We start from the raw sequence: 21,852 nt of genomic DNA on the forward strand, positions 1-21,852 counted from the left end.
TCATCTTTATTTACATTAAAACTTTTTAAATATTTCACCAAGACATTCGGAAGATACTCCCCTTCCTCCACCAAGGTTTGTAGATTCCCCAGCTTCTACATTGGTTAAAATATACTCAGCCCCCAGAGCAATCTCACCTGAGGACAATTCTGCATAAGAAATATTGTGGATCGTATTATCTCCAATAAAGCTAACTACTTCCCAATTCACCTCTTCTCCAAATCGGTAGTTAGGAATTTTAGTCATTTCTGACAAACAAACTTCAACCTCATCAAGTATAGTTGTATTTCTCGTTGATCTAAGACTATTGCCTTTCATGCTAGCCTTTAAAGCTACTTCTTTTAAGTCCATTTCCTTCAAATCGGAAATAGCAGCATTTTTATCAAATGAACTAGATAATGTTTGATATCCAATTAAGCTTGCAACAGTCAAAGCTCCAACAACCTTTAATATTTTTGTATCTTTATCATTCATACCGAAGTTATTTACATCCCCATATCTATATCTAGTCCTTCTTGAATATTGGTGGCGATAGCACCCATAGTAGACTGTATTGCTTGACCTGCGCTTTGCAAGCCATTACTAACATCTTGCCCAGTTAAGGAACCTACCACTGTGGCTTGCCCTGTACCAGTGTGGATAAACCCGTTAGCTTGCGGTGTTCCTTCTTCGAGAGATAATTGCACACCAACCTCAGGGGTTGGCCCCAATGTTGTGTTACCAGCTACTGTACCAACAGCTCCAGCACCACCTTGTCCTCCTGCAATCATATACTCACCATTTAACGCGGTTTCATATCCACCTGTCATTGCCCCCATTTCAAAACCAGCGCCAGCTGACGGTGTTCCAGTAGAAGAACCTATTTCATGCGAGGTATAAGTTCCAAATTTGATTCCGTCAAACGAAACGTCGAAGAAAACACCACCGGCATTGTCACCGCTAACCCCAGCATTTCCGCCTCCAGTAAATCCAGCATAAATAACAGCTTCCCCATCAGGATCTACGTACTTGTATGGGTTATTATTTGCATATGCGTATCTGTTAAATCCGTGAATACCACCTAACCCAGATAAATGCTCTAAAGTACCAACCGGATCACTACTGTAAAACCGACCTATAACTGGATCATAGTATCGTGCCTGCATATAACTCAACCCTAAGTCGGTGTCGAATTTATGCCCTGTGTACCCTACTTAATCTTTGGGTGCTTCTATCGATTCACCAAATGGGCGGCTGTGCTGACGGCTTTCATTCACTGTTTGCGGTGTTACGTCTCCGTACTTGGCAATCAGTTTTTTACCTAAGTAAATATAGTTAGTGCCGTTGCCTGTTATGGTCTCGCCTTTTTCTCTGTACAGTAATGTACCACCTTGGCTGTACATTGAATAGCTGGTGCCATTGCCATCGCTCTGTTTTACGCGGCGGTTGTGACCATCATATAAATAACTATTACCTTTCGCTGTGGTAAGTTGATTGGCCGCATTAAAATCTAAACTATATGCGCCGTTGTTAGTAATATTTCCGCGGGTATCATAGCCTATTGAGCCATACCGACCACTCACGCCGGTTACACTGCTTAAGCGATTTTATAAAATAACATTTTTAATCAATTGTTTTACTTAAATAAAAATGACAAGTATATATTTTTAGCTGCTAATTACTCATCAGGAATAACATTACCCCTTGCGCGCTGTTAACTGTATTACTCAGAGTTGAGCTATCTAACTGGAATATCAGGCGGATACAAAGCAAACCTAGTTGAGTAATTGAGTCGCAATTCGTATCGCAAATTGCAAAAACATTGATCAGCAATGCCACAACACTTTGAAGTATATAATAAAAAAAGTTGGCTTGAGTAATGCACTTCCAAAGTAGCTTACCCATTGGAGTCTTTATATGAAAACTAAACAACTTTATGTAGCTGTCACTTTGGCTCTATTGAGTTTGGATTTACACGCAGATCCTTTTACGACTTGTCCGTCAAAAGCTTTTTTAGTACAAGAGTCAGTTGCTAAATTATATGGTGTTAACTTAGCAACTGGTAGCAATGCTGTTTTAAGTGATAATTTAGGCACTACTGGCAAAATCAATGGGTTGGGATTTAATCTACATGACCGATATTTATATGGCTGGGGATACGACGCAGCAACCATAGTAAAAATTGGCAACGACTTTCAAATGATTCCATTAGCAGTTGCTAACACACCCGCAAGCACTAACTTTTATGTTGGTGACGTTTCTGTTCAACAAAATTATTACTACAGCTATAGAAAAGGCGCTAGCTATGGCCTTTATCGTACTGATTTAGATGAAAGTAGTAGCGACTACTTAATTATGAATCTGGTTGTTTCTGGAGATTTACTCAATTTAAACATCTTTGATTTAGCATTTCACCCTGATGCAGACTCAAACCCTAACGCAGACCGTGCTTATAGTGTTGATAGTAATGGTAATTTACATAAAATAACTATCCAAAAAGATGGCTCAACCGCAGTATCAACCAATTTAGGTAATGTGGGAGTGTCCGGTACATTTGGTGCAGTTTATTTTGATGTTGATGGTAATTTTTATATCAGCAGAAATAGTGATGGTCATGTTTTCAGAATTGATGTTTCAGCAGCATCACCTAATGCAACGCTGTTTGCTTACGGGCCAAGCTCTTCTAATAACGATGGTGCAAGGTGTGCAACAGCACCGATCATAGATGAAGATGACACCACGATTGATTTTGGTGATGCGCCAACTAGCTATGGCATTTCATTAGCTGATAACGGTGCAAGACATGAATTTGATGAAAATGGCATTTTTCTAGGTGATATTGTCAATGGCGAACCTGTACCTAAATCTACAGATGATAGCGATGATGGCGTTCAATTTGTCACAGCCTTAGAGGCTGGCCTTGATAGTTTAATTATTGTTAAAGCATCAAAAGAAGGTTATTTAAACGCTTGGTTTGATTGGGATAACAATGGCAAGTTTGATGATACGCAAGCGATAAGCCAGCACTTATTGGTTGAAGGGTTAAATGCAATATTAGTAGATATTCCAAGTAATGCATTTGTAGGTGATACATGGTCAAGGTTCAGAGTATCAAAAACAGCTGATATAGGCTCTATTGGCGGGGTATCTGATGGTGAGGTTGAAGATTACCCAATTAGCATATCAGATCCAGGAATTACCAGTATTAGCTATCCAGGGGCAAATGATTGGGTTGCATTGGCTTATGAGGATTTATGGCCTGAAAAGGGTGATTATGACTTTAATGATGTTGTTGTTAATTACCGTACAACCACTGATTTAGTGGGTTCTGATGTTGTGAGATTTACAGTAGAGGGCACGTTAAATGCTGTTGGGGCAAGTTATCATAACGGTTTTGCTGTGCGCTTAGATTCAATATTGTCTAGTAACATCAATGAAGATTTAATTCGTTATGAAATAAACGGTGTGCAGCAAACTAGCTCTGCGATCGAGCCAGGGCGTAGTGAGGCTATCATAATCGTTATGGCTGATACTAAGAGCTGGTTTGAAACCTCAGCGTCATGCACATATTTTAGAACACAATCCGGGTGCGAAAACAGCCCTAAAGTTAGCTTTAAAGTGACAGTGCCTTTAATTACACCTGTGGCAAGTGAAAGCGCTCCATCCGCATTATTTGACCCCTTTATTTTTGCTGTAAATGGTTTTTATCATGGCCCATTTGTCGATGTTAACAATGCTAGAGGTTGGGAAGTACATCTTAAAAACCAATCTCCCACAGAGGCTTTTGCAATCTCATATGGTCAAGCCGATGATAACAGTGGTTCAGAAATGTATTATCAAACAGCACAAGGGTTACCTTGGGCATTAGAAATTGGTGTGAACTGGTCTCATCCTAAAGAGGGCGTTGATCTACTGAGTGCTTACCCTGATTTTTCCGAGTTTACACAATCATCAGGATCAGAAAAAACAACGTGGTTTAATACCTTTAGTGAATCAAAAGTCATCAATAATTAGGAGTTTAATATGAAAAATTTAATCATGACTATTTTGGCGGCAACAGGGTTTATGTTACAAGGCTGTGGTGGTGGATCGGATGATACAAATACATCAACTCCTATTCAAGGAGAAACGCCTGCACCAGTTTCACCACCAGTTGTTACGCCGGTTTCAACAGCTGATTTAGTCGCAACACCCGAATTTGATTTTTCGACGCAATTTGAATTACTAATAGACGTTAAATTGACTGAGATATCTCAACGAGCGTATTTAAATGTATGTGTTAAACCTCAACTTGAGCAACCTGTAGACTATAATAACTGTATTTATAGAAGCCCGATCAGCAGCTTAGGCATTAAACAATCTGTAACAATCGCTAATAGTGAAACAGAGTTAGTCGCATTGATATGGTTTTATGATGGCAGCACTGAACCTCTCACTTACCAATGGATGTATGAATCAGGCCAAACAGAGCAAAGCTTTATTGTTCGATAAACTCTAAGGCGCGTTGCTACTATTTTAATTTAGTCACTAATTAAAACAGCCCGCCTTAAGTAACCTGAGTATTGGTAAATAAGCTCAAATACAGCATTTGCTAGCTTTTTGTGCTCTGTGGCTGGTAAATGAATTCCCTCGTTTTTACAGGGTGTTATTAATGTGTGACCGTCTAAAAAAAGGCAGTTGTGTGCGTGTGCTATACGCCTACACTCGTGAGATAATTGCACGGCTTTAACCTGTGCGCCTGCGTAAATACGTTGGTATTGGCCTACTTCAAACACTGTAAATGGGCTAATAATAACTAAACGCGGTTGAGGTGTTGTTTGATAAAACAACTCAATTTCATTAATAAATTGCGCTAAACCTTCAGCAATTTTCTCTGCTGTTAACGCAAAGCGTGCTTTTAGATCATTCGTACCCAGTTGTATGATGATTACATCAAGCTGATGCGCTTCAAGATAAGGCTTTAAGTACGTAACCCCTGATTTGTTCCCGGTAAATGGTGGGTTATTTACAAGTGTGCGGTTAGGTTGCCCTGCTTCAATTACTTTATGTTCGTCCCCGATCGCTTGTTTAAATAATGTAGGCCAACGTTCAATTTCAGATAAACGCGAGCCATCTATTGCTGAAAGCCCAAAGGTATTTGAATCACCAAAACACAAAACATTCATTTAAAACGGGTTCAAGGTATAACCTTGCTGCTGTAATTTTGCGTGAGCGGTCATTGCTGATAGCGACATTTTAACACCTTGGATAAGCTGCTTTTTAGCTACTTTCATATGCGTTGCCGACTGGCCGCATACATAAATGTCGGTGTTATTAGCAAGTAATTGCTTTATAAGTGATTGGTTTTTGTTACCCACAGCAAAACGCTGCATGTAAAAACTATTTTCAAGCACATCAACACTGGCACTGCCATGAACAACCAAAGCAAGCTTGATATTGTCAGGGTTAACACCATGCGCCACATGCATATTAATAAAACGCGCCAACGAATTTATATGGTTATTTTGCTGACCTTTTTCAGCTCCCTCACCTACATCAAAAGCTATTTTAAACTGCGCCTGCTTTAGATCAGATGTGTGCTCTAGAACATTATAAAAAAAGCCAAAATCTTTAATAACAGGCTCGGGTTCCTGTGCTGATACTGCGAGGCTTGTTAAAAGTAGGCTAAAACCCATAAGTAACGTTTTCATAAATTACCCTTTTTTGTTTTAGCCTACCCTGTTTAAAACAGTTTAACTAGCTTGAATATGTGAATGTGCTTTAAACGTCATGCCTAAATAGTTAAAGGTATGTTTAAACATATCTATAAATGCAGATGGGGCCTCTGCTGAGGCTGCATTTGAGAGTAAAGAGTAATGCTTTTGGCGCAATGTTCTTAACTTTGGCTTTAGCGCCTCATCATCCATGTAATCGGTTATTCTATCCATAAACGCTTTCATTTGTGGGGTCGTGTTGTACCAGTAAACGGGGGATGCAAATACCCAATGTTCATAACGTAACAGCACTTCGAACAAGTTATAAAAGTCGTCATTGTTATATTGCTTATCATATCGGTAAGGGGCAATAACATAATCATCTAAACAAAAAACAATGCCGCTTTTTTGTTTACTGTATGCGTTCACCTGCGCTGTTGTATTACCATTTTTTCGGCCACTTGAATAAATAATCGCTGTATTATGTACTGATTTTTGTTGCATTGGGTTAACTCCTTTTTAATGATGCAACCAAGCATAAAACCTCAAGCTAAGTTAAGGTCAACAACTATTTTTTACCTTTTTAAGGCTCTATTTGTGATCAATTTTTTACTTTGATGTACCTATATTAACTATTAGCGTATTGTATTTACGAGAATTATAGATAAACTGGCGCTATTAACCTTATTCCACATTAGTAATGTAGTAGGCGTTTTATCATGGAAGTATCCGACACGCTCGTGCAAGAGTTGGCACCCGATCAGCCATCAATTAATGCCGCAAAAAAATTACTCAAACCCGCCAAGTGGCCAGTGCTTGGGCAAGCCCAAGACGTAAATACAATTTGGGGAGAGTGTCAGGGCTCAGGCTCCACACCCTACTACACTATGGCTGATGTGAGCGATCACGGCTATAAATGTACATGCCCGTCGCGTAAGTTTCCGTGTAAACATGTGCTTGCGCTATTTTGGCAGTTTTCTGACTTGCCTGATAACTTCGCTAAAACGGCACCGCCACAATGGGTGAATGACTGGTTAGGCAGACGCAAACGCTCCACCAGCACAACAGACGAAGCCTCTGCGCAGGACAACGCAGCAAAAATAAGTAAATCCGCCGCCCCCCTTTCATTGCATAAAACCAATGTTGAGAAAGTACTCACCGATGAAGAGCTCGCTAAACGTGAAGAAGATAAAGCTAAACGCGCAGCGCAAAATCGAGCCAAAACTCTCGATTCAGTGGCACAAGGGCTGACTGAGTTACAACAGTGGATAAACGATCAACTTAGCAGTGGCATTGTACAGTTTTTAAAAGACAGCCGAGATAAGTGCCGCCAAATAGCGGCGCGTTTAGTTGATGCCAAAGCAGCAAACTTGGCAGCAAGAATTGACGAATTACCAGCAAAAATACTGGCTCACCCGGTGCAACATCAACCCAGCGCGGCGCTCCAAGAGCTCGCTAAATTAGCGTTACTCAGCGAAGCATGGCTAAGTAACCCGCAAGACATTGATGCCTATCGCAGTGTTGTTAGCAGCGAAAATCGTGAACAAGTACTCAGCCCCAATACTGATGAAAATAGCACTCAACCGCTCACTATCAATGGTACGTGGCAAGTTATTGGTGAAAAATCACAAATGCGCCGTAATGGCTTACTAACGTCTATGCGCTGGTTAAAGTTACTCTCGCCAAGCGATGAACAAACATCGACTCCTGCAACTGCGATTGCTATGTTGCTCGATTTTATTCCTGTAAAAAGTGGCAGTAGTAAAACGCAAAGTGCGCTGGGGAAAACCCTAAAAGGTAAAGTAACTTTTTATGCTAGTCGTATGCCATACAGGGCTATTTTAGGTGAGCATGAATACATACCCCAAAGCCCAACTAATCAGCAAATGAGCCACACACAAGAACCACTTCAAGATTGGCGACTACATTTTTTGCAGCATCATGCCCAATTGCCATGGCTTGAAGAAGTGCCTTTTATTACCCCTGCAGGGCGTATTAGCCAAGACAAGTCAGGTCAATACTGGTGGCAAAATAACACTAAAACAGTGCATTTGCCTTTAATAAATGAAGTGCTAGATCCTTTAATATTGGGAAGCCAGCTTGATACGGCCTTTGTATTACTCGATGGACAATTTGCTGAGTTAATAAGTGTTGAAACAGCATCATGGGGCGTTATTTTATGTCAGTAACTATCATCGACACTCATGCTAACGAAATCGAAGCGCGTAATGAGCAGCTTAATAACGCATTGCAAGCAGCTCAAAAGCTCGAGAAAAAATGGCTCGTTGGGCATGATCAAATCAACCTAGCTGAACTCCCCGATGATTGGCAAACATTACTAAGTGCGATCACACCGAGCAAACAAAACATGTATGCGCTGATACTTTCTCAGCAACAACAATTGATTATGCACTACCCATCACCCGAGGCGGAGTTAGTATCAGCACCTGATATTCCAACACTTGCACTCCCGTGTATTACAACCTCATTGCGGCCTCTATTTAGCCGTGTAATGACATTTTGTAAACAACAAACAAGCTCAGGGTTTGATGCCGTACTTAATTTACTTGCTAGTCGTGGCGTATGTGCCCATCCAGCCGATTGGATGCCAACAAAACACTCAGACTCTGTGCCCAGTATTTATTTACCTTGGGTATATTGGTCTAATGATCAATTATGCCAATGGCAAGCGCAGCAAAATACAGCACTTGAACAACTACAGTGGGACGACCTTTACCCAGCAGAAAAACGTGCCCGCTTAACCCAACTTAGGCATACAAACCCACAACTAGCAGCGCAGTATATTCATCAGGTTGCGAAAACTGAGTTAGCAGAAAATCGGCTGCGTTTGTATCACATTTTAAGCATTCATTTAAGCCATCAAGATCAACCCCAATTACAAGAATATTTGACCGATAAATCAAAAAAGGTGGTGGCCTTTGCCAAACAATTACTCGCACGTTTAGCTGTGGATGTTGACGATACCCAAAGTGATCAACACGCACAAGAGTTAGCACCTTGGCTAGAAGTAAAAACCAAAGGTTTGTTTAAAAAAACCACCATAGTATTGCCCGCAAAACTCAAAAGTAAAACACAACAGGCCATGCGAACCGAGTTTATTGCTGAGGTTTCATTAGCAGCATTAGCAAAAACACTTAACATTTCGGTTACACAGCTATGCAACGGCTGGCAATTTGATCAATACCGTGAGCAAGATAATATTGGCTTTATTAACAATGCGTTTGATTCCCTGCCAGAAACAACACTCAATGACTTTATAACCCGCAGTTGTGATGAACTCTTCACGCACAGCTTGTTATGGTATGTACTGCGTGGCGTTAAATCTCGTTTATCACCGCAACATGTTGCCACTGTTATTTATACGCTGCTTGAAAAAAAGCATATGCACTTCAATTTTGGCAATTTGCTGTCGCTCATTGATTCGCCATTAACAGAGCTAACTTGGCAACAACTAAGCCACACTCAAGCTTGGGCACAATTACAGCAAGATATTAAACAGGAGCTCACTGATAAACATTACCTTGAGCATTACGCCATAATGAGTGAGTTATTAGCACTTGGGCTATTTTTACCCCAAGCACTGGCACAGCGAATTTACGATGGCGTGATTGCATTAGGTGTGATGCCTGCAGATCCCATGCTAGACGCACTTAAACTTAATGTTTGCTTAGTCGCTGTAAAGGCACAAACACCATGAAATTTAATAAAAGCCAAGCCGCACAGTCATTTTACAACCCTTTATTAGCCGCCCTAAATATAAACAGGACGCGCAACACACATTATTCAAGGACACTATAATGAGCGATATCCTTCGTTTACCCGTTGAGCAAGTATACCAAAGTGAATTAGATGCATTAAAAGCGGACGACACCGGTAATAAACCCTATAACTGGGCAATGTCGCCACAAGCAGTGGTTACTTATTTAATGGGTGGTAAAACTGCATCGGGCGTTGATATTTCAGCAAAATACATTGGCCACCGCCGCATTATAGAAACCGCCGTTGCCACGTTGGCGACCGATCGCGCATTATTACTTTTGGGCGTACCTGGTACAGCCAAATCATGGGTGTCTGAACATTTAAGCGCAGCCATCTGTGGCTGTAGTACCCAAGTTATCCAATGTACCGCTGGCACAGACGAAAACCAAATTCGCTACGGCTGGAACTATGCGCAGCTATTAGCACATGGCCCGAGTAAAGAAGCCCTCGTTGCAACGCCACTATTGCGTGCAATGGAAAATGGCAGCTTGTGCCGCTTAGAAGAGCTAACCCGTATGGGCTCTGACGTTCAAGATACCTTGATCACCGTACTATCAGAAAAAATGCTCCCAGTACCAGAGCTAAACGATGCCATATTTGCACAGCGCGGTTTTAATATTATTGCCACCGCGAATAACCGCGATAAAGGCGTTAATGAACTATCATCAGCGTTAAAACGTCGCTTTAATGTTGTGGTACTGCCGCTGCCAGATTCGGTTGATCAAGAAGTCGAAATTATTAATAAGCGTGTTGCTGAAATGGGCCAATCGTTAGATTTACCAGTACCGAAAAACACCGCTGACGAAATTGCCAAGGTTGTTGCCATTTTTAGAGAGCTACGTGGCGGCGAAACGCTCGACGGTAAACTCACATTAAAAACCCCAACCGGGAACCTATCAACCGCAGAGGCTATTGCCGTTATGGTTGGCGGGCTCAGCCAAGCAAACTGGTTTAGCCAAGGCCAGTTAACCGCTGCCGAAATTAGCCAAAGTATGCTTGGTGCAATTGTGAAAGACCCCGTTCAAGATCGCGCCGTATTAGAGGAATACCTTGAAACTGTGCTCAAAAAGCGTAAAGGCTATGAAGACTATTACCACCATTTAAATCAGGTGCTATAAGGTTAACTAATGGCACATTCTGATATTCATTATTTTGGTATTCGACATCATGGTCCGGGCTCAAGTAAACGATTACTTGCCGCCCTTGAGCAGCTGCAACCGCAGTATATATTGATAGAAGGCCCCGCTGATTGCAGTGATCTTTTACCTTTATTAGCGCATCAGCAAATGAAACCACCCGTGGCATTGCTAAACTATGCGGTAGAGCATGCACAAAGCAGCATTTTTTATCCCTTTGCTGAGTATTCCCCTGAATACCAAGCCAGTGTCTGGGCAAAGCAACAGCAAATACCCAGCGCGTTTATTGATTTACCCATTGCAGTGCGCTTAGCACAAATGCAAGCTGAGCAACTACACAGTGAAGATGAAGAACACACCAACGCTGAGCAACTCACACCAAATAATAATCAAAGCGATGGCAAAAGCGATGATCAAAGCAATAACCAAGAAAATACACCACAGTTAACCGCACTCTTACGCGATCCCATTGGTGTCTTGGCAAACATTGCAGGCTATCAAGATGCAGAGGCTTGGTGGAATGACCTTATCGAGCAAAATCGCGATGACAGCTTAGCTATTTTTGAACAAGTTGAACATGCAATGACTGCACTAAGGCAGCCTGTCGCACAAGATTCGCCAGAGCTGGCACATGATCATCAACGCGAAGCATTTATGCGCTTAGAAATAGCCAAAATAGCTAAACTATGCGACGGCCCCATTGCCGTAATTTGTGGTGCTTGGCATGTACCCGCACTTAAAGCCAAGCATAGCGCTAAAGATGATCGGGCATTAATAAAAGCCCTCCCTAAAAAGCTTGCAGCCAGTAAACATAAATCCACTTGGATCCCGTGGACTTCAGCACGTTTAGCCACGCAAACAGGCTACGGCGCAGGTGTTGCTGCACCTATGTGGTATCAGCATTTATGGCAACATCGCCAACAGGATGATCATATTGCGCCTTGGTTAGTGTTTATTGCACAAAATTTACGAGAGCAAGGGGCGGTTATTTCAACTGCATCAGTCATTGAAGCCCAGCGACTTTGCCTAAGCTTAGCCGCAGTAAGAGACAGGCCACAACCAAGTTTTGAAGAAATCACTGATGCAGTTATAAGCTGCATGTGTTTTGGTGAACACGCCTTGTGGGAACAAATACATAACACTGTTTTACTGGGTCAACAGGTTGGGCAAATTCCTGATGATACTGATTTGGTGCCACTGCTTGAAGATTTACAAAAGCGCCAAAAAAAATACAAACTCAAACCCGAAGCCCTCGCACGCGAACATTCACTCGACTTGCGCAGTGATATTGGCCAAAACAAATCTATTTTATTACATCAACTGCAGTTGTTAAATGTGCCATGGGGCGAGCTACTTGACTCAGGTAGCAGCCGAGGTACGTTTAGAGAAAAATGGCGCTTAACCTGGCAGCCTGAATTTGCTATTAAACTCGTTGAACATATTGTTTACGGCAGCACCATAGAGCAAGCCGCCAATAACAAAGTGATGGCGTCACTAGCAAAAGAGCAAAACTTAGCCGTGCTCGCCGACTCAGTGCTTAACTGTTTAACTGCCAACCTTTCGCAAGCCACTGAGTTTGGTTTAACCCAGTTAACACTGCGCGCCGGCCAAGTCAGTGACTGCAATGATTTACTTACCAGCATTGCGCCCCTTATTGATATAAGCCGTTATGGCAGCGCTCGTACGCTTTCTTTGAGTCAAATAGATGCACTGATCGAGCGTTTAGCAATTCAAGCAGCGCTTGCTTTGCCTTACGCGTGCCGTAACTTAAATGATGAAGAAGCGCAGCACGTTCAGCAAAATATTAACAGCGCACATCGTGCCTTAGTGCTGCACCTTGGTGATACCGACATTTTAGCTAAATGGTGGCAAGCAATAGAGGCTATTGCTCACAGCGATCAATCCAGCTATTTACTCATTGGTTTATGTGCACGATTACTTTATCAAAATGAGCGTTTAAGCCGTGAGCAACTAAGCACCATGCTTGATAAAATGCTCTCCCCTGCGTTGCCACCGGCTCAAGCTGCACGATTTTTTGATGGCTTTTTTACAGATTCGGTCGACCAACTACTATACGACTCACTGTTACTCAACGCCATAAATAATTGGTTACTCCAATTAGAAGAAACCACCTTTGTTGAGTTTTTGCCTTTGTTTAGGCGGGTATTTTCAAACCTTGATGCAATGGAGCGTAAACGCTTGTTCGATACGCTTTTTAATAACAAAGCACACGCCGAGATAGTTCAAAACATCGATACAAATCAACATACATATTGGCAGCAACACATGGAAAAACTGGCTAAACTCGCTCAACGCAATAAGGATTGGTTGGCATGAACGATAAAACAACCTTAACCGAGCCAAACTCAGTGACAGAACAATCATCAACTACATTGATAGATGAAAAATCACGCCGCTGGCAATTAGCACTGGGGGTTGATGACGATCAACAAGGCACATTAAACGACAGAGATAAGCGTTTATCTGGCGCACTTTCAGCCCTTTATAACGCAGAGCAAAGTACAGCGCGTGGGCGCGGGAGTTTAAGCCGCTCAGCCCCTAAAATTTCAAAATGGCTTGGGGATATTCGTGAGTTTTTCCCAGTTCCCATAGTCCAAGTGGTACAACGCGATGCATTTGAGCGACTCGGCCTAAAAGAAATGTTAATGGAGCCTGAGTTTCTTGCCGCCATTGAAGCTGATGTGCATTTAGTGGCTGATTTAGTAAGCTTACGCTCAGTCATGCCTGAAAAAACCCTTGATACAGCGCGTCACGTGATCGATAAAGTGGTTAATCAATTACTCGCCAAGCTTGAACAAAAAACAACCGAAGCTATTCGTGGTGCAGTTAATAAATCCAAGCGCAGCTTTCGCCCTCGTTTTAGTGACATAGACTGGCCGCGCACTATTAACGCTAATTTGCGTCACTATCAACCAAAATACAACACTATAGTCCCTGATAAACTCATTGGATTTATGCGCCAACAACGTCGTTTAGCCGATCTTGATGAAGTGATTTTATGTGTTGATCAATCAGGCTCTATGGCAACGTCTGTGGTGTACAGCTCAATTTTTGCCGCTGTTATGGCCTCTATCCCTGCGGTCAAAACAAAACTGATTTGTTTTGATACCAGTATTTTAGATTTAACTGAAGACTTGGCCGATCCCGTTAGCGTATTATTTGGTGTGCAATTAGGCGGCGGGACCGATATAAATCAAGCTATTGCTTACTGCGAAAAACAAATTGAACACCCCAGTAAAACGCATTTGCTGCTTATTTCTGATTTATATGAAGGCGGCGACGCAAGTCAATTAAAACAACGTATTGCTCAATTAATAAAACAAGATGTTAATGTCATCACCCTACTTGCCTTAAGTGATGACGGGCGGCCCGCGTACGATAGCGACATGGCAAGCGAGTTTGCAACATTAGGTAGCCCGGTATTTGCCTGTACGCCAGATCAATTTCCTGATCTAATGGCCACCGCCTTAAAGCGCGAAGATGTTATGGCATGGGCGGCAGAGCAAGATATTAAAGCCATTAGGCCACACGAATAGCAATACACTGTGTTTAATTTGAACCAATAATGAGTAAAAACACGATGCCAACAACGACCACCACAAAAAAAATCGTCGACGCCAATTTAAGCGTTGGCTTTGTTGCCAAACGCAGCGGTGTTAATGTCTCAGCCCTACATTTCTATGAATCGAAAGGGCTAATTCGTAGTTGGCGTAATAACGGCAACCAACGCCGTTACAAGCCAGATGTATTACGCCGTGTTGCGGTGATCAAAGCCGCTCAAACTATGGGCATTACACTTGATGACATTAAAAGCACACTTGACACGTTGCCAGAGCAACGTACTCCTACAAAAAAAGATTGGTCTGCCCTGTCTAAGAAATGGCAAGCTCAGCTTGATGAACGAATTGCCTATATGCAGCGTCTTCGCGATAAAGTTGATGGCTGCATTGGTTGCGGTTGCTTATCAATGAACAACTGCCCAATTTACAATAAAGATGATCATCTAGGCGACGAACAAAGCGGTGCTGTGCTTTTAAATACCCCTCAAAAATAATTCCTCCAATAACATCAATACGCTCAATATTAAAAATACCTAGCACGCGTAATTGCACTAAAAAACAAGCGCGCGTTAGGCTCATGATAAAGCGACAGAAAAACCTAAAACAGTCACACTTGTTTACATATCTTTACATTTAAGTTAAATAAAGGTTAATGGAATGTTTACTTATTGCTATTCAGGGCTATCTTTTGGAGTGCGTTTCAAACAGTAACCATCCAAAAAGGATTAAACAATGCGTAAATTAAGTACTCTAAGTTTTGCTGTATTAGTCGGTTTATCAGCTGGGCAAGTTCATGCCGCAGAACTTATGTCTGTCGACACAAGCCGTGCGATTGAAGGTAAATATATCGTTGTATTTAAAACTCCCTCGGTTTTAAATATTCAAAGTAGTGACGCAATAGCAGACTTTGCCAGTTCACAATCGGCCAGTTTAAGTAACCTATACAACATCGACGTGGCTCAGGAATTTGGCGGCGTTTTAAATGGTGTTGTTGTCAATGCATCGGATAAAACAATTCAACAAATGCTTAGCAATCCGAATATTGACTATATTGAGCAAGATCAAATGATGTCGGTTAACCCTTTAGCACAAACAAACGCAAATCAACCAAATGCAATCTGGGGCTTAGACCGTATTGATCAGCAAGATCTTCCTCTCAATTCAAATTACTATTATGACTTTGATGGATCTGGGGTAACAGCCTATGTCATTGATACTGGTGTACGTATAAATCACAATGAATTTGGCAATCGCGCATCTCATGGTTATGACTTTATCGATAATGACTCAGATGCAACAGACTGTAATGGACATGGTACGCATGTAGCAGGCACGATTGGTGGTGGCGCTTACGGGGTTGCTAAAAATGTAAACATTGTTGGCGTGCGTGTACTGGGCTGTAATGGTTCTGGCTCAAACTCAGGGGTTATTGCAGGTATTAACTGGGTTAAAAATAATGCATCGGGTCCTTCTGTAGCCAATATGAGCTTAGGCGGTGGAGCTTCGCAAGCAACTGATGATGCTGTAAATAATGCCGTAGCCGCAGGAATTAGTTTTGTTGTAGCTGCCGGTAATGACAACAGTAATGCCTGTAATTATTCACCAGCTCGCGCAGCTAATGCCATAACGGTTGGCTCAACAACCAGCGGCGATAGCCGTTCAAGTTTTTCAAACTATGGTAACTGTTTAGATATCTATGCACCTGGTTCAAGTATTAAATCAGCGTGGTATAACTCAAATACAGCAACAAATACCATCAGTGGTACATCAATGGCCTCACCTCATGTTGCTGGTGCCGTTGCACTATACCTTGATGAAACACCTTCTTTAAGCCCATCACAAATCGAAACCATGCTCAGCCAACGTAGTACTAAAAACAAAGTATCCGATGCAAAATCTGGCTCACCAAATGAGTTACTTTACACATTAGAAGGTGGCATTATTGTACCGCCAGAAGAAAATGAACTCACCAATGGACAAAGTGTTACCGTATCAGGTGCTCAAGGTACAAACACCTTTTATAAGCTAGTTGTACCTGCGGGCTCTGAATCGTTGTCATTTGATACAAATGGTGGTTCTGGCGATGTTGACATGTATGTACAGGTAGGGCAAAAACCTTCAACGAGTAGCTACAACTGTCGACCATATAAAGATGGCAACACAGAAAACTGCACGTTCACCAACCCACAAGCTGGCGATTGGTGGGTGATGCTCAATGGCTACAGCCAATACAATGGAGTAAGTTTAACTGGCACTATTGGCGGCGGCACTAGTTGTGGCAGTAATTGCTTAACAAATGGTGTACCAGCCACAGGGCTTTCTGGCGCACGTAATCAAGAACTCGTTTACACTATTGATGTACCCGCAAATGCCACGTTAAATGTCAGTATGTCTGGTGGCACGGGCGACGCTGATCTATATGTTCGTAAAGACGCTCAAGCTACAACGAGCGTGTATGACTGTCGTCCATATGCAAACGGTAATAATGAAAGCTGCAACCTAAACTCAGGGCAAGGCGGTAAATACTACATTACATTAAGAGGATATAATACATTCTCTGGCGTTAGCATTGTCGCATCTTACTAATTTGCAATAACCATTGAGTAAAAACACGGCCTATTTTTATAGGCCGTATTGTTTATTGTTACCCTGAGCACTTATGTTATTAATAAAACGGCTATAAATAGAGAAAATGAATTGAGCTGAAAAATAATAAGAATATTTAACTAATATCTAACTGCACGCGTCAAAACGTTCAATCCTGGTTTTATTTTTGCCGCTGTAATACTGTTGAGTACCCGCCAGCTAAACATTTTTCCATTGCAAGATTGGGGTTTGCTTGGCTTTGAAAACCAAATTGTTGATAAAGTGAATGAGCGTCTTTTGTTGCTAGTGTAAAACGGCGCAACGATTGCAATTCAGGGTGACTCATTACATGATCCATCAGCTTTTTACCCAGCCCTCGCCCTCTAAATGCCTCTAACACAAATACATCCAGTAAGTTTGCAAAAGTGGCTTGGTCAGTCACCACTCGTGCAAATGCCAATAGCTGGTTATTTTCAATTAATGCAAAGCACAGCGAATGTGCGAACGCTTTTTCTAACCGTTCGCGACTAATGCCTTGACTCCAATAACTTCGCTCAGATAAAAACTCAAACGCTTGGGTAAATTGTTGTGGTGACAATTGGTGAGTAAATTTCATTTTATACCCAAACCACCTCAATATACGAGTTTCAGTTGGAATTAAAAGCGATTTAGGCAAGGCATTGATTGCAAGTAATAGTGGTTCTATTATTAAAATCAATAACGCAGTATAAATCGCTTTTAAACCAACCCGTTGGGCGTTTCACAGAGACTTACTCTCATCGTTGTTCCTTCTTAAAAGGGACGGCCATTCCTACAAAGTAACGCCTTGATATTAAGCCTCTGTGAAACGCTGAATTCTGCATCTTGAGGTGGCTTGGGTATATTCCCCTACTGGATGCTTGTATTGGAAAGAAAAACTAAAGGAATTGATGCCGCAAGAAACAGTGACATAATCAAATTAAAACGTTTAAAGGTATTTGGCCTATTTAAAAATTGGCGCATGTATTTACCAAAATTCACCCAAAACAAGCCTGAGCAAGCCGCAACAAGGTTAAAAATAATCACGCCCAAAATTGCAGAAGGCCAATAAGCACCTTCAGGTAAAGTAAGTGCAGTACAAAGTGTCATTAACACCGCATATGACTTAGGATTGATCAACTGAAAAAGCATGCCTTGAAAAAAACTCAAAGGCTTCACCTTGGCATTTACGCCGTCTACTTGGGTTGAATTAGCCACTTTATACGCCAGATATAAAATATAACCACTGGCACAAAGTTGTAGAAAAAAATGCAGTTTTGGCTGCATTAAAAACAATTTCCCTAACCCCAATAACATTGCCAAATGCATTATCGTCATGCCAACACGAATACCTAATAAGTGCGGTAGGGTTTTGATCACGCCAAAATGTGTGCCTGAGTGAGTAAGCAAAATATTATTAGGCCCAGGCGTAATTGACGCCGCAAAACAAAATAAAATGAGAGCCGGGGCAAGCTCAAAAACAGTAACTGTATTCATAATGGTTAATTGTATTGATACAATATTGTGGTTGTTTAATAACTATTAATTGTCATACTTATACAAAATCATCAATATTTTTATTGTTATGGATACAATTTACAAACCTGATCGGGCTCTGTTTAGCAACTTATGTGACACACAACCCAAATACCGTGCATTAGCTGCTTTGATTGAGCATGCTATCGACAACAAAATGCTGGGTTTTAAGCAAAAGTTACCAGCCCAACGACTACTCGCTGACAGCCTAAGTGTTACACATGGTACGGTAACGCGTGCATACGCTTTACTTGAGCAGCGAGGGTTGGTTACTGCAAAACTAGGGGCTGGTACCTTTGTAAGTAAAGTTATTGAGTTAAGTCACTTTGAGGGCGACACCGACTTTGCTTCGAGCATGCAACCTATGATGGGGCAACAACATGTTATGACCAACGCCCTGCAATCGCTATCAAAGGATCAAAGTGCATTAAAAGATGTGATGATTTATAAACTCAACGGGCTTACCTCACATCAACATTTTTTTAAGCAATGGCTAGCGGATAAGGGCATTGATTGCTTAAACCATCCGTTGATATTTACCCAAGGCGCTCAGCAAGGAATATTCACTACGTTAGCAACCTTGTGTGAAAGTGGCGATACTGTCATTGCAGAGTCGATGTGTTACCCCGGTTTTTATCATGCGTGTCATTCGCTTAAACTTTCATTAGCGCAAGTAAACGTGTATAGCGAAGGGATTGATCTTGCGCAAATTGAAGCTCTGTGCAAGTCACGGACAATCAAAGCAGTGTATATCACGCCAAACTGTCAAAACCCGACCAATATTTGCTACAGCAGTGACAATTTAGATGCTCTACTGGCGCTGAGTCGCCGATATAATTTTTTCATTATTGAAGATGACGTAAATTACTGTTTGCCAGAGCATTGGCGATTACCATTATGGCAACAAGCTCCCGATCGCGTTTTTTATATCTCAAGTTTTTCAAAATACTTTGCCGGCGGGCTACGAGCGGGTTACTTATTACCTCCACGACTTTGGGAACAACCAATTTTAAAACAACTGCATAGTGAATGTTGGGCGGTGTCCTCAATGAACTTTGAGTTAATAATGCACGCTATTAAAAGTAACGAGTTTGCTTATAATCAAACCAAGCTTGCCGATGAAATCAGATATCGCATTGAAGAAACTAAAAAACGACTCAAAGCCTACGAAATAGACGCACATTTTGCCAGTTTAAACGTGTATATCCCCCTAGCTCCGTCGCAAAATATGTTTGAATTTTGCGGCGTATTAAAAGCACATAAAGTAATAGTGAGGACATTAGACGCTTTTGTCCTCGACGATCCCACCAGCAAAGCGAATTGCCAAAATGGTGTACGCCTCACCCTAGGCGGACCAGCAACTCGGGCTGAATTCGATTTAGGCATAACTCGCGTAGAAGCCGCATTAAAGCAATTTAATCAAACTTTTGAGGTAGTTATTTAAATAATTAGATATACATAAGTTTCATCAGCTTTAGGTCAGTTTATTGTGAGGGGTTGGGGTTGGTTTTAATGATAATTAATTGCCCCCCCGAAGCGCCAGATAGCACCACTTATCAAAAGTAAACTATTTACCTATTCCCGACAATGTAAATAACCACTGTATTCGGGTAACATAATACCTCTAAACAATATAAATAAACCTATATCCCTTGTATTTCCTTCTAATTCAAAACACATTACATAAAATATGAAACAAATTAACAACAACTGATTGTTAAAACCAAAAAATTCAAGTAGCCTATCGCGCTCAAAAAGGAAGCAATCGCATAAGGAATAAACACGTGGAACCAACACAACCTACCTCTGAAGATAGAGCACCAACACCTAAACCTAAATTGGCTGAAGCATTAAAAACGGTTGATAATAAAGAATTAAAAAGTACCGGTTTTTGGCTAAATCAGGTATTTCTTGTGCTTTCAACAATTTTTGGGGTTTACCTAGCCGCGCAAAGTGGTTTAGAGCAAGCGCTTAAATTTGATACATATAGTAAAATGGAAGATAATTTTTATCTTCGCACCTCACTTTATGACGAAGTAAAAGACAACGCAGCAAATGTACGTGCTTATGCAGAGCGACTCGCTAAAAGCCCACCGAGTTCAGAAATGCAATATCACAAACCAAATCTTGAGCAATATATTTGGCAAACAATGCAATACTCACCCACAACACTTGAAACGCCGAGCATATTTTTAACTCAAATACGCCGCTTTTATAGCCGTGCTGAATTTGTGATTGAAGCGGCGTTAAAACGTCAAATGTCTGCGCGTCAAGCTTCGCTAGAACTCAATAAAATTGCTGATATTATTGAGTTACAAACACTGCCTAAGCTTCAGGCGAGTGCATTAAACTTGCAAAAAGAATTAAAGAAAAACGATATAATTATTGGTTCATTAAAGGACACTAATAATGCCAACTAAGCGCTGTCCACATTGTATTACCCATCCATTAGAAGTGACGCATTATCAAGGTGAAGAAATTGATATTTGTCGTGAATGTGGTGGACTATGGTTTGAAAAAAACGAAGTTAATAGAATGATTGCCGAGATCAATGAAGGCCCTATCGGCGATAAATACGAAACTCATTTTGGTGAGTCGTTGGGGATCTCCAAACTAGATTGCCCTGATTGTAATAAAAATTTAGAGCGTTTTCATTTACTCGAAGATTTCCATACAGAAATTGATGTGTGCCGTCATTGTGATGGTAGTTGGATTGAAAAAGATCAATTAGAAAGCGTTGAAAATAGCCCTGAACTTAAAGCGAGCTTAGACAAGCTAAATCAAAAAGTTAGTTGGAAAACTTACCTGTTTCAATTTTTAACGCAAATGCCGGTTGAATATAACCTAAAACCAAAACAAACGCCGTGGGTAACACGCAGTTTAATTGCTCTCAATGCCATTATTTTTGCCTTGTATTTTTTTAATACCACCGCATTCAGCACCACACTCGAACTGTTTGCCATGAACCCAAGTAAGATTTCTCAAGGCGAACATTTATGGAGCGTGATTACCTGTGTGTTTTTACATGGCTCAGTAATGCACCTTATCGGTAATATGTACTTTTTATACATTATTGGCGATAACCTAGAAGACGTATTAGGCCATAAAAAGTTTTTAATGTGGTATATGGTCTGTGGCTTGGCGGCGTCTTTTGCTAGCTTTATCGTTGATCCAAGTTCAGCAATTCCAAGTGTAGGAGCAAGCGGCGCTATCGCAGGTTTATTTGGTATGTATTTAATGTGGTTTAGGCACGCAAGCTTAACCTTTATGATCATCATTTATCAGAAAAAGTTATCTGCGGTTTGGTTTTTTGTAATTTGGTTAGGGATCAATATTTTTGGCATGATCTCTGCGCCAGATGGTGTTGACTATGGCGCTCATATTGGTGGCTTTATTGCAGGCTTAATTATTGGCTTTGCCTTAAAATCAAAAATAATTGAACAAAATCCAGTTATTAATTTACTAAACCAGCCTGAGGCTCAGCTAAGACGTTGATTTAATTTCGTAAATTCGTTCCTGCAATTTTCTCTTGCAGGAACGACG

At 41.3% G+C, this 21,852-nt stretch carries 19 protein-coding genes and 1 pseudogene; 12 read left to right on the top strand and 8 right to left on the bottom strand.

Annotated features, from left to right (window positions below; translation table 11 throughout):
• Positions 1–15: 15 nt before the first annotated feature.
• The 3 genes and pseudogenes from ACJJVX_RS02405 to ACJJVX_RS02415 form a co-directional block, all read right to left on the bottom strand.
• Positions 16–474: a hypothetical protein gene (locus ACJJVX_RS02405; RefSeq protein ID WP_064435872.1), complete on the bottom strand. Its 459-nt coding sequence runs from the start codon at positions 472–474 to the stop codon at positions 16–18.
• An 11-nt stretch (positions 475–485) separates the two neighbouring features.
• A pseudogene (locus tag ACJJVX_RS02410) lies at positions 486–1,181 on the bottom strand (RHS repeat-associated core domain-containing protein); the annotation flags it as partial.
• A 12-nt stretch (positions 1,182–1,193) separates the two neighbouring features.
• Complete coding sequence (locus ACJJVX_RS02415; protein ID WP_405629925.1) at positions 1,194–1,562, bottom strand: hypothetical protein; 369 nt, start codon at positions 1,560–1,562, stop codon at positions 1,194–1,196.
• 334 nt (positions 1,563–1,896) lie between these two features.
• Between ACJJVX_RS02415 and ACJJVX_RS02420 the strand changes: the two genes are divergently transcribed.
• Both ACJJVX_RS02420 and ACJJVX_RS02425 read left to right on the top strand, forming a co-directional pair.
• A complete protein-coding gene (locus ACJJVX_RS02420; protein WP_405629926.1) occupies positions 1,897–3,993 on the top strand; it encodes an LruC domain-containing protein in 2,097 nt (698 codons plus the stop codon).
• A 9-nt stretch (positions 3,994–4,002) separates the two neighbouring features.
• A complete protein-coding gene (locus ACJJVX_RS02425) occupies positions 4,003–4,470 on the top strand; it encodes a hypothetical protein (RefSeq protein WP_054452236.1) in 468 nt (155 codons plus the stop codon).
• A gap of 29 nt (positions 4,471–4,499) precedes the next feature.
• Here ACJJVX_RS02425 and ACJJVX_RS02430 read toward each other — a convergent pair whose 3' ends face one another.
• Genes ACJJVX_RS02430 through ACJJVX_RS02440 form a run of 3 tightly spaced genes read right to left on the bottom strand, consistent with a single transcriptional unit; the run spans position 4,500 to position 6,176 of the window.
• Positions 4,500–5,144, bottom strand: a complete 645-nt coding sequence (locus tag ACJJVX_RS02430) for a GDSL-type esterase/lipase family protein (RefSeq protein WP_405629928.1) — start codon at positions 5,142–5,144, stop codon at positions 4,500–4,502.
• Positions 5,145–5,669 (bottom strand): DsrE family protein, encoded by a 525-nt coding sequence (locus ACJJVX_RS02435; RefSeq protein WP_405629930.1) that lies wholly within the window; start codon positions 5,667–5,669, stop codon positions 5,145–5,147.
• 42 nt (positions 5,670–5,711) lie between these two features.
• Positions 5,712–6,176, bottom strand: coding sequence for a flavodoxin family protein (locus ACJJVX_RS02440; protein ID WP_054204146.1), 465 nt, complete (start codon positions 6,174–6,176; stop codon positions 5,712–5,714).
• 215 nt (positions 6,177–6,391) lie between these two features.
• Between ACJJVX_RS02440 and ACJJVX_RS02445 the strand changes: the two genes are divergently transcribed.
• The 7 genes from ACJJVX_RS02445 (at position 6,392) to ACJJVX_RS02475 (ending at position 16,755) form a co-directional block, all read left to right on the top strand.
• Positions 6,392–7,861 carry an SWIM zinc finger domain-containing protein gene (locus ACJJVX_RS02445; protein WP_405629932.1) on the top strand — a complete coding sequence of 490 codons (1,470 nt, stop codon included), beginning with the start codon at positions 6,392–6,394 and terminating at the stop codon, positions 7,859–7,861.
• Positions 7,852–9,390 carry a DUF5691 domain-containing protein gene (locus tag ACJJVX_RS02450; protein ID WP_405629935.1) on the top strand — a complete coding sequence of 513 codons (1,539 nt, stop codon included), beginning with the start codon at positions 7,852–7,854 and terminating at the stop codon, positions 9,388–9,390. The genes ACJJVX_RS02445 and ACJJVX_RS02450 overlap by 10 nt, the downstream gene beginning before the upstream one ends.
• Positions 9,391–9,490: 100 nt before the next feature.
• Positions 9,491–10,570 (top strand): AAA family ATPase, encoded by a 1,080-nt coding sequence (locus ACJJVX_RS02455; RefSeq protein WP_054452242.1) that lies wholly within the window; start codon positions 9,491–9,493, stop codon positions 10,568–10,570.
• 9 nt (positions 10,571–10,579) lie between these two features.
• A complete protein-coding gene (locus tag ACJJVX_RS02460) occupies positions 10,580–12,925 on the top strand; it encodes a DUF5682 family protein (protein WP_405629937.1) in 2,346 nt (781 codons plus the stop codon).
• Entirely contained in the window at positions 12,922–14,145 is a 1,224-nt protein-coding gene (locus ACJJVX_RS02465) for a VWA domain-containing protein (RefSeq protein WP_405629939.1), read from the top strand. Before ACJJVX_RS02460 ends, ACJJVX_RS02465 begins: the two co-directional genes overlap by 4 nt.
• A gap of 29 nt (positions 14,146–14,174) precedes the next feature.
• Positions 14,175–14,663, top strand: coding sequence for a redox-sensitive transcriptional activator SoxR (gene soxR, locus ACJJVX_RS02470; protein ID WP_231658988.1), 489 nt, complete (start codon positions 14,175–14,177; stop codon positions 14,661–14,663).
• Positions 14,664–14,901: 238 nt separating this feature from the next.
• A complete protein-coding gene (locus tag ACJJVX_RS02475) occupies positions 14,902–16,755 on the top strand; it encodes a S8 family serine peptidase (RefSeq protein WP_405629942.1) in 1,854 nt (617 codons plus the stop codon).
• A 181-nt stretch (positions 16,756–16,936) separates the two neighbouring features.
• On the opposite strand, the gene ACJJVX_RS02480 is transcribed toward ACJJVX_RS02475, so the two are convergent.
• Both ACJJVX_RS02480 and ACJJVX_RS02485 read right to left on the bottom strand, forming a co-directional pair.
• The gene (locus tag ACJJVX_RS02480) at positions 16,937–17,371 is read right to left on the bottom strand and encodes a GNAT family N-acetyltransferase (RefSeq protein WP_054452251.1); all 435 of its coding nucleotides are present in this window, start codon (positions 17,369–17,371) and stop codon (positions 16,937–16,939) included.
• Positions 17,372–17,643: 272 nt separating this feature from the next.
• On the bottom strand, positions 17,644–18,270 hold the full coding sequence (locus ACJJVX_RS02485) for a LysE family translocator (protein WP_405629945.1): 627 nt from the start codon (positions 18,268–18,270) through the stop codon (positions 17,644–17,646).
• A gap of 88 nt (positions 18,271–18,358) precedes the next feature.
• Between ACJJVX_RS02485 and ACJJVX_RS02490 the strand changes: the two genes are divergently transcribed.
• From ACJJVX_RS02490 to ACJJVX_RS02500, 3 genes are all read left to right on the top strand, one after another.
• Entirely contained in the window at positions 18,359–19,753 is a 1,395-nt protein-coding gene (locus ACJJVX_RS02490) for a PLP-dependent aminotransferase family protein (protein ID WP_405629947.1), read from the top strand.
• Between the two features lie 340 nt (positions 19,754–20,093).
• Complete coding sequence (locus ACJJVX_RS02495; RefSeq protein ID WP_054452255.1) at positions 20,094–20,729, top strand: hypothetical protein; 636 nt, start codon at positions 20,094–20,096, stop codon at positions 20,727–20,729.
• Complete coding sequence (locus tag ACJJVX_RS02500) at positions 20,719–21,804, top strand: rhomboid family intramembrane serine protease (protein ID WP_054204134.1); 1,086 nt, start codon at positions 20,719–20,721, stop codon at positions 21,802–21,804. Before ACJJVX_RS02495 ends, ACJJVX_RS02500 begins: the two co-directional genes overlap by 11 nt.
• The last annotated feature ends 48 nt before the right edge of the window (positions 21,805–21,852 follow it).

The organism is Pseudoalteromonas sp. Ld20, from assembly GCF_045064175.1.
GTDB lineage: Bacteria > Pseudomonadota > Gammaproteobacteria > Enterobacterales > Alteromonadaceae > Pseudoalteromonas > Pseudoalteromonas neustonica.

Coding starts and splice junctions, on each gene's coding strand:
- ACJJVX_RS02405 (WP_064435872.1), bottom strand. CDS start 474: ATGAATGATAAAGATACAAAAATATTAAAGGTTGTTGGAGCTTTGACT.
- ACJJVX_RS02420 (WP_405629926.1), top strand. CDS start 1,897: ATGAAAACTAAACAACTTTATGTAGCTGTCACTTTGGCTCTATTGAGT.
- ACJJVX_RS02425 (WP_054452236.1), top strand. CDS start 4,003: ATGAAAAATTTAATCATGACTATTTTGGCGGCAACAGGGTTTATGTTA.
- ACJJVX_RS02430 (WP_405629928.1), bottom strand. CDS start 5,144: ATGAATGTTTTGTGTTTTGGTGATTCAAATACCTTTGGGCTTTCAGCA.
- ACJJVX_RS02435 (WP_405629930.1), bottom strand. CDS start 5,669: ATGAAAACGTTACTTATGGGTTTTAGCCTACTTTTAACAAGCCTCGCA.
- ACJJVX_RS02440 (WP_054204146.1), bottom strand. CDS start 6,176: ATGCAACAAAAATCAGTACATAATACAGCGATTATTTATTCAAGTGGC.
- ACJJVX_RS02445 (WP_405629932.1), top strand. CDS start 6,392: ATGGAAGTATCCGACACGCTCGTGCAAGAGTTGGCACCCGATCAGCCA.
- ACJJVX_RS02450 (WP_405629935.1), top strand. CDS start 7,852: ATGTCAGTAACTATCATCGACACTCATGCTAACGAAATCGAAGCGCGT.
- ACJJVX_RS02455 (WP_054452242.1), top strand. CDS start 9,491: ATGAGCGATATCCTTCGTTTACCCGTTGAGCAAGTATACCAAAGTGAA.
- ACJJVX_RS02460 (WP_405629937.1), top strand. CDS start 10,580: ATGGCACATTCTGATATTCATTATTTTGGTATTCGACATCATGGTCCG.
- ACJJVX_RS02465 (WP_405629939.1), top strand. CDS start 12,922: ATGAACGATAAAACAACCTTAACCGAGCCAAACTCAGTGACAGAACAA.
- soxR (WP_231658988.1), top strand. CDS start 14,175: ATGAGTAAAAACACGATGCCAACAACGACCACCACAAAAAAAATCGTC.
- ACJJVX_RS02475 (WP_405629942.1), top strand. CDS start 14,902: ATGCGTAAATTAAGTACTCTAAGTTTTGCTGTATTAGTCGGTTTATCA.
- ACJJVX_RS02480 (WP_054452251.1), bottom strand. CDS start 17,371: ATGAAATTTACTCACCAATTGTCACCACAACAATTTACCCAAGCGTTT.
- ACJJVX_RS02485 (WP_405629945.1), bottom strand. CDS start 18,270: ATGAATACAGTTACTGTTTTTGAGCTTGCCCCGGCTCTCATTTTATTT.
- ACJJVX_RS02490 (WP_405629947.1), top strand. CDS start 18,359: ATGGATACAATTTACAAACCTGATCGGGCTCTGTTTAGCAACTTATGT.
- ACJJVX_RS02500 (WP_054204134.1), top strand. CDS start 20,719: ATGCCAACTAAGCGCTGTCCACATTGTATTACCCATCCATTAGAAGTG.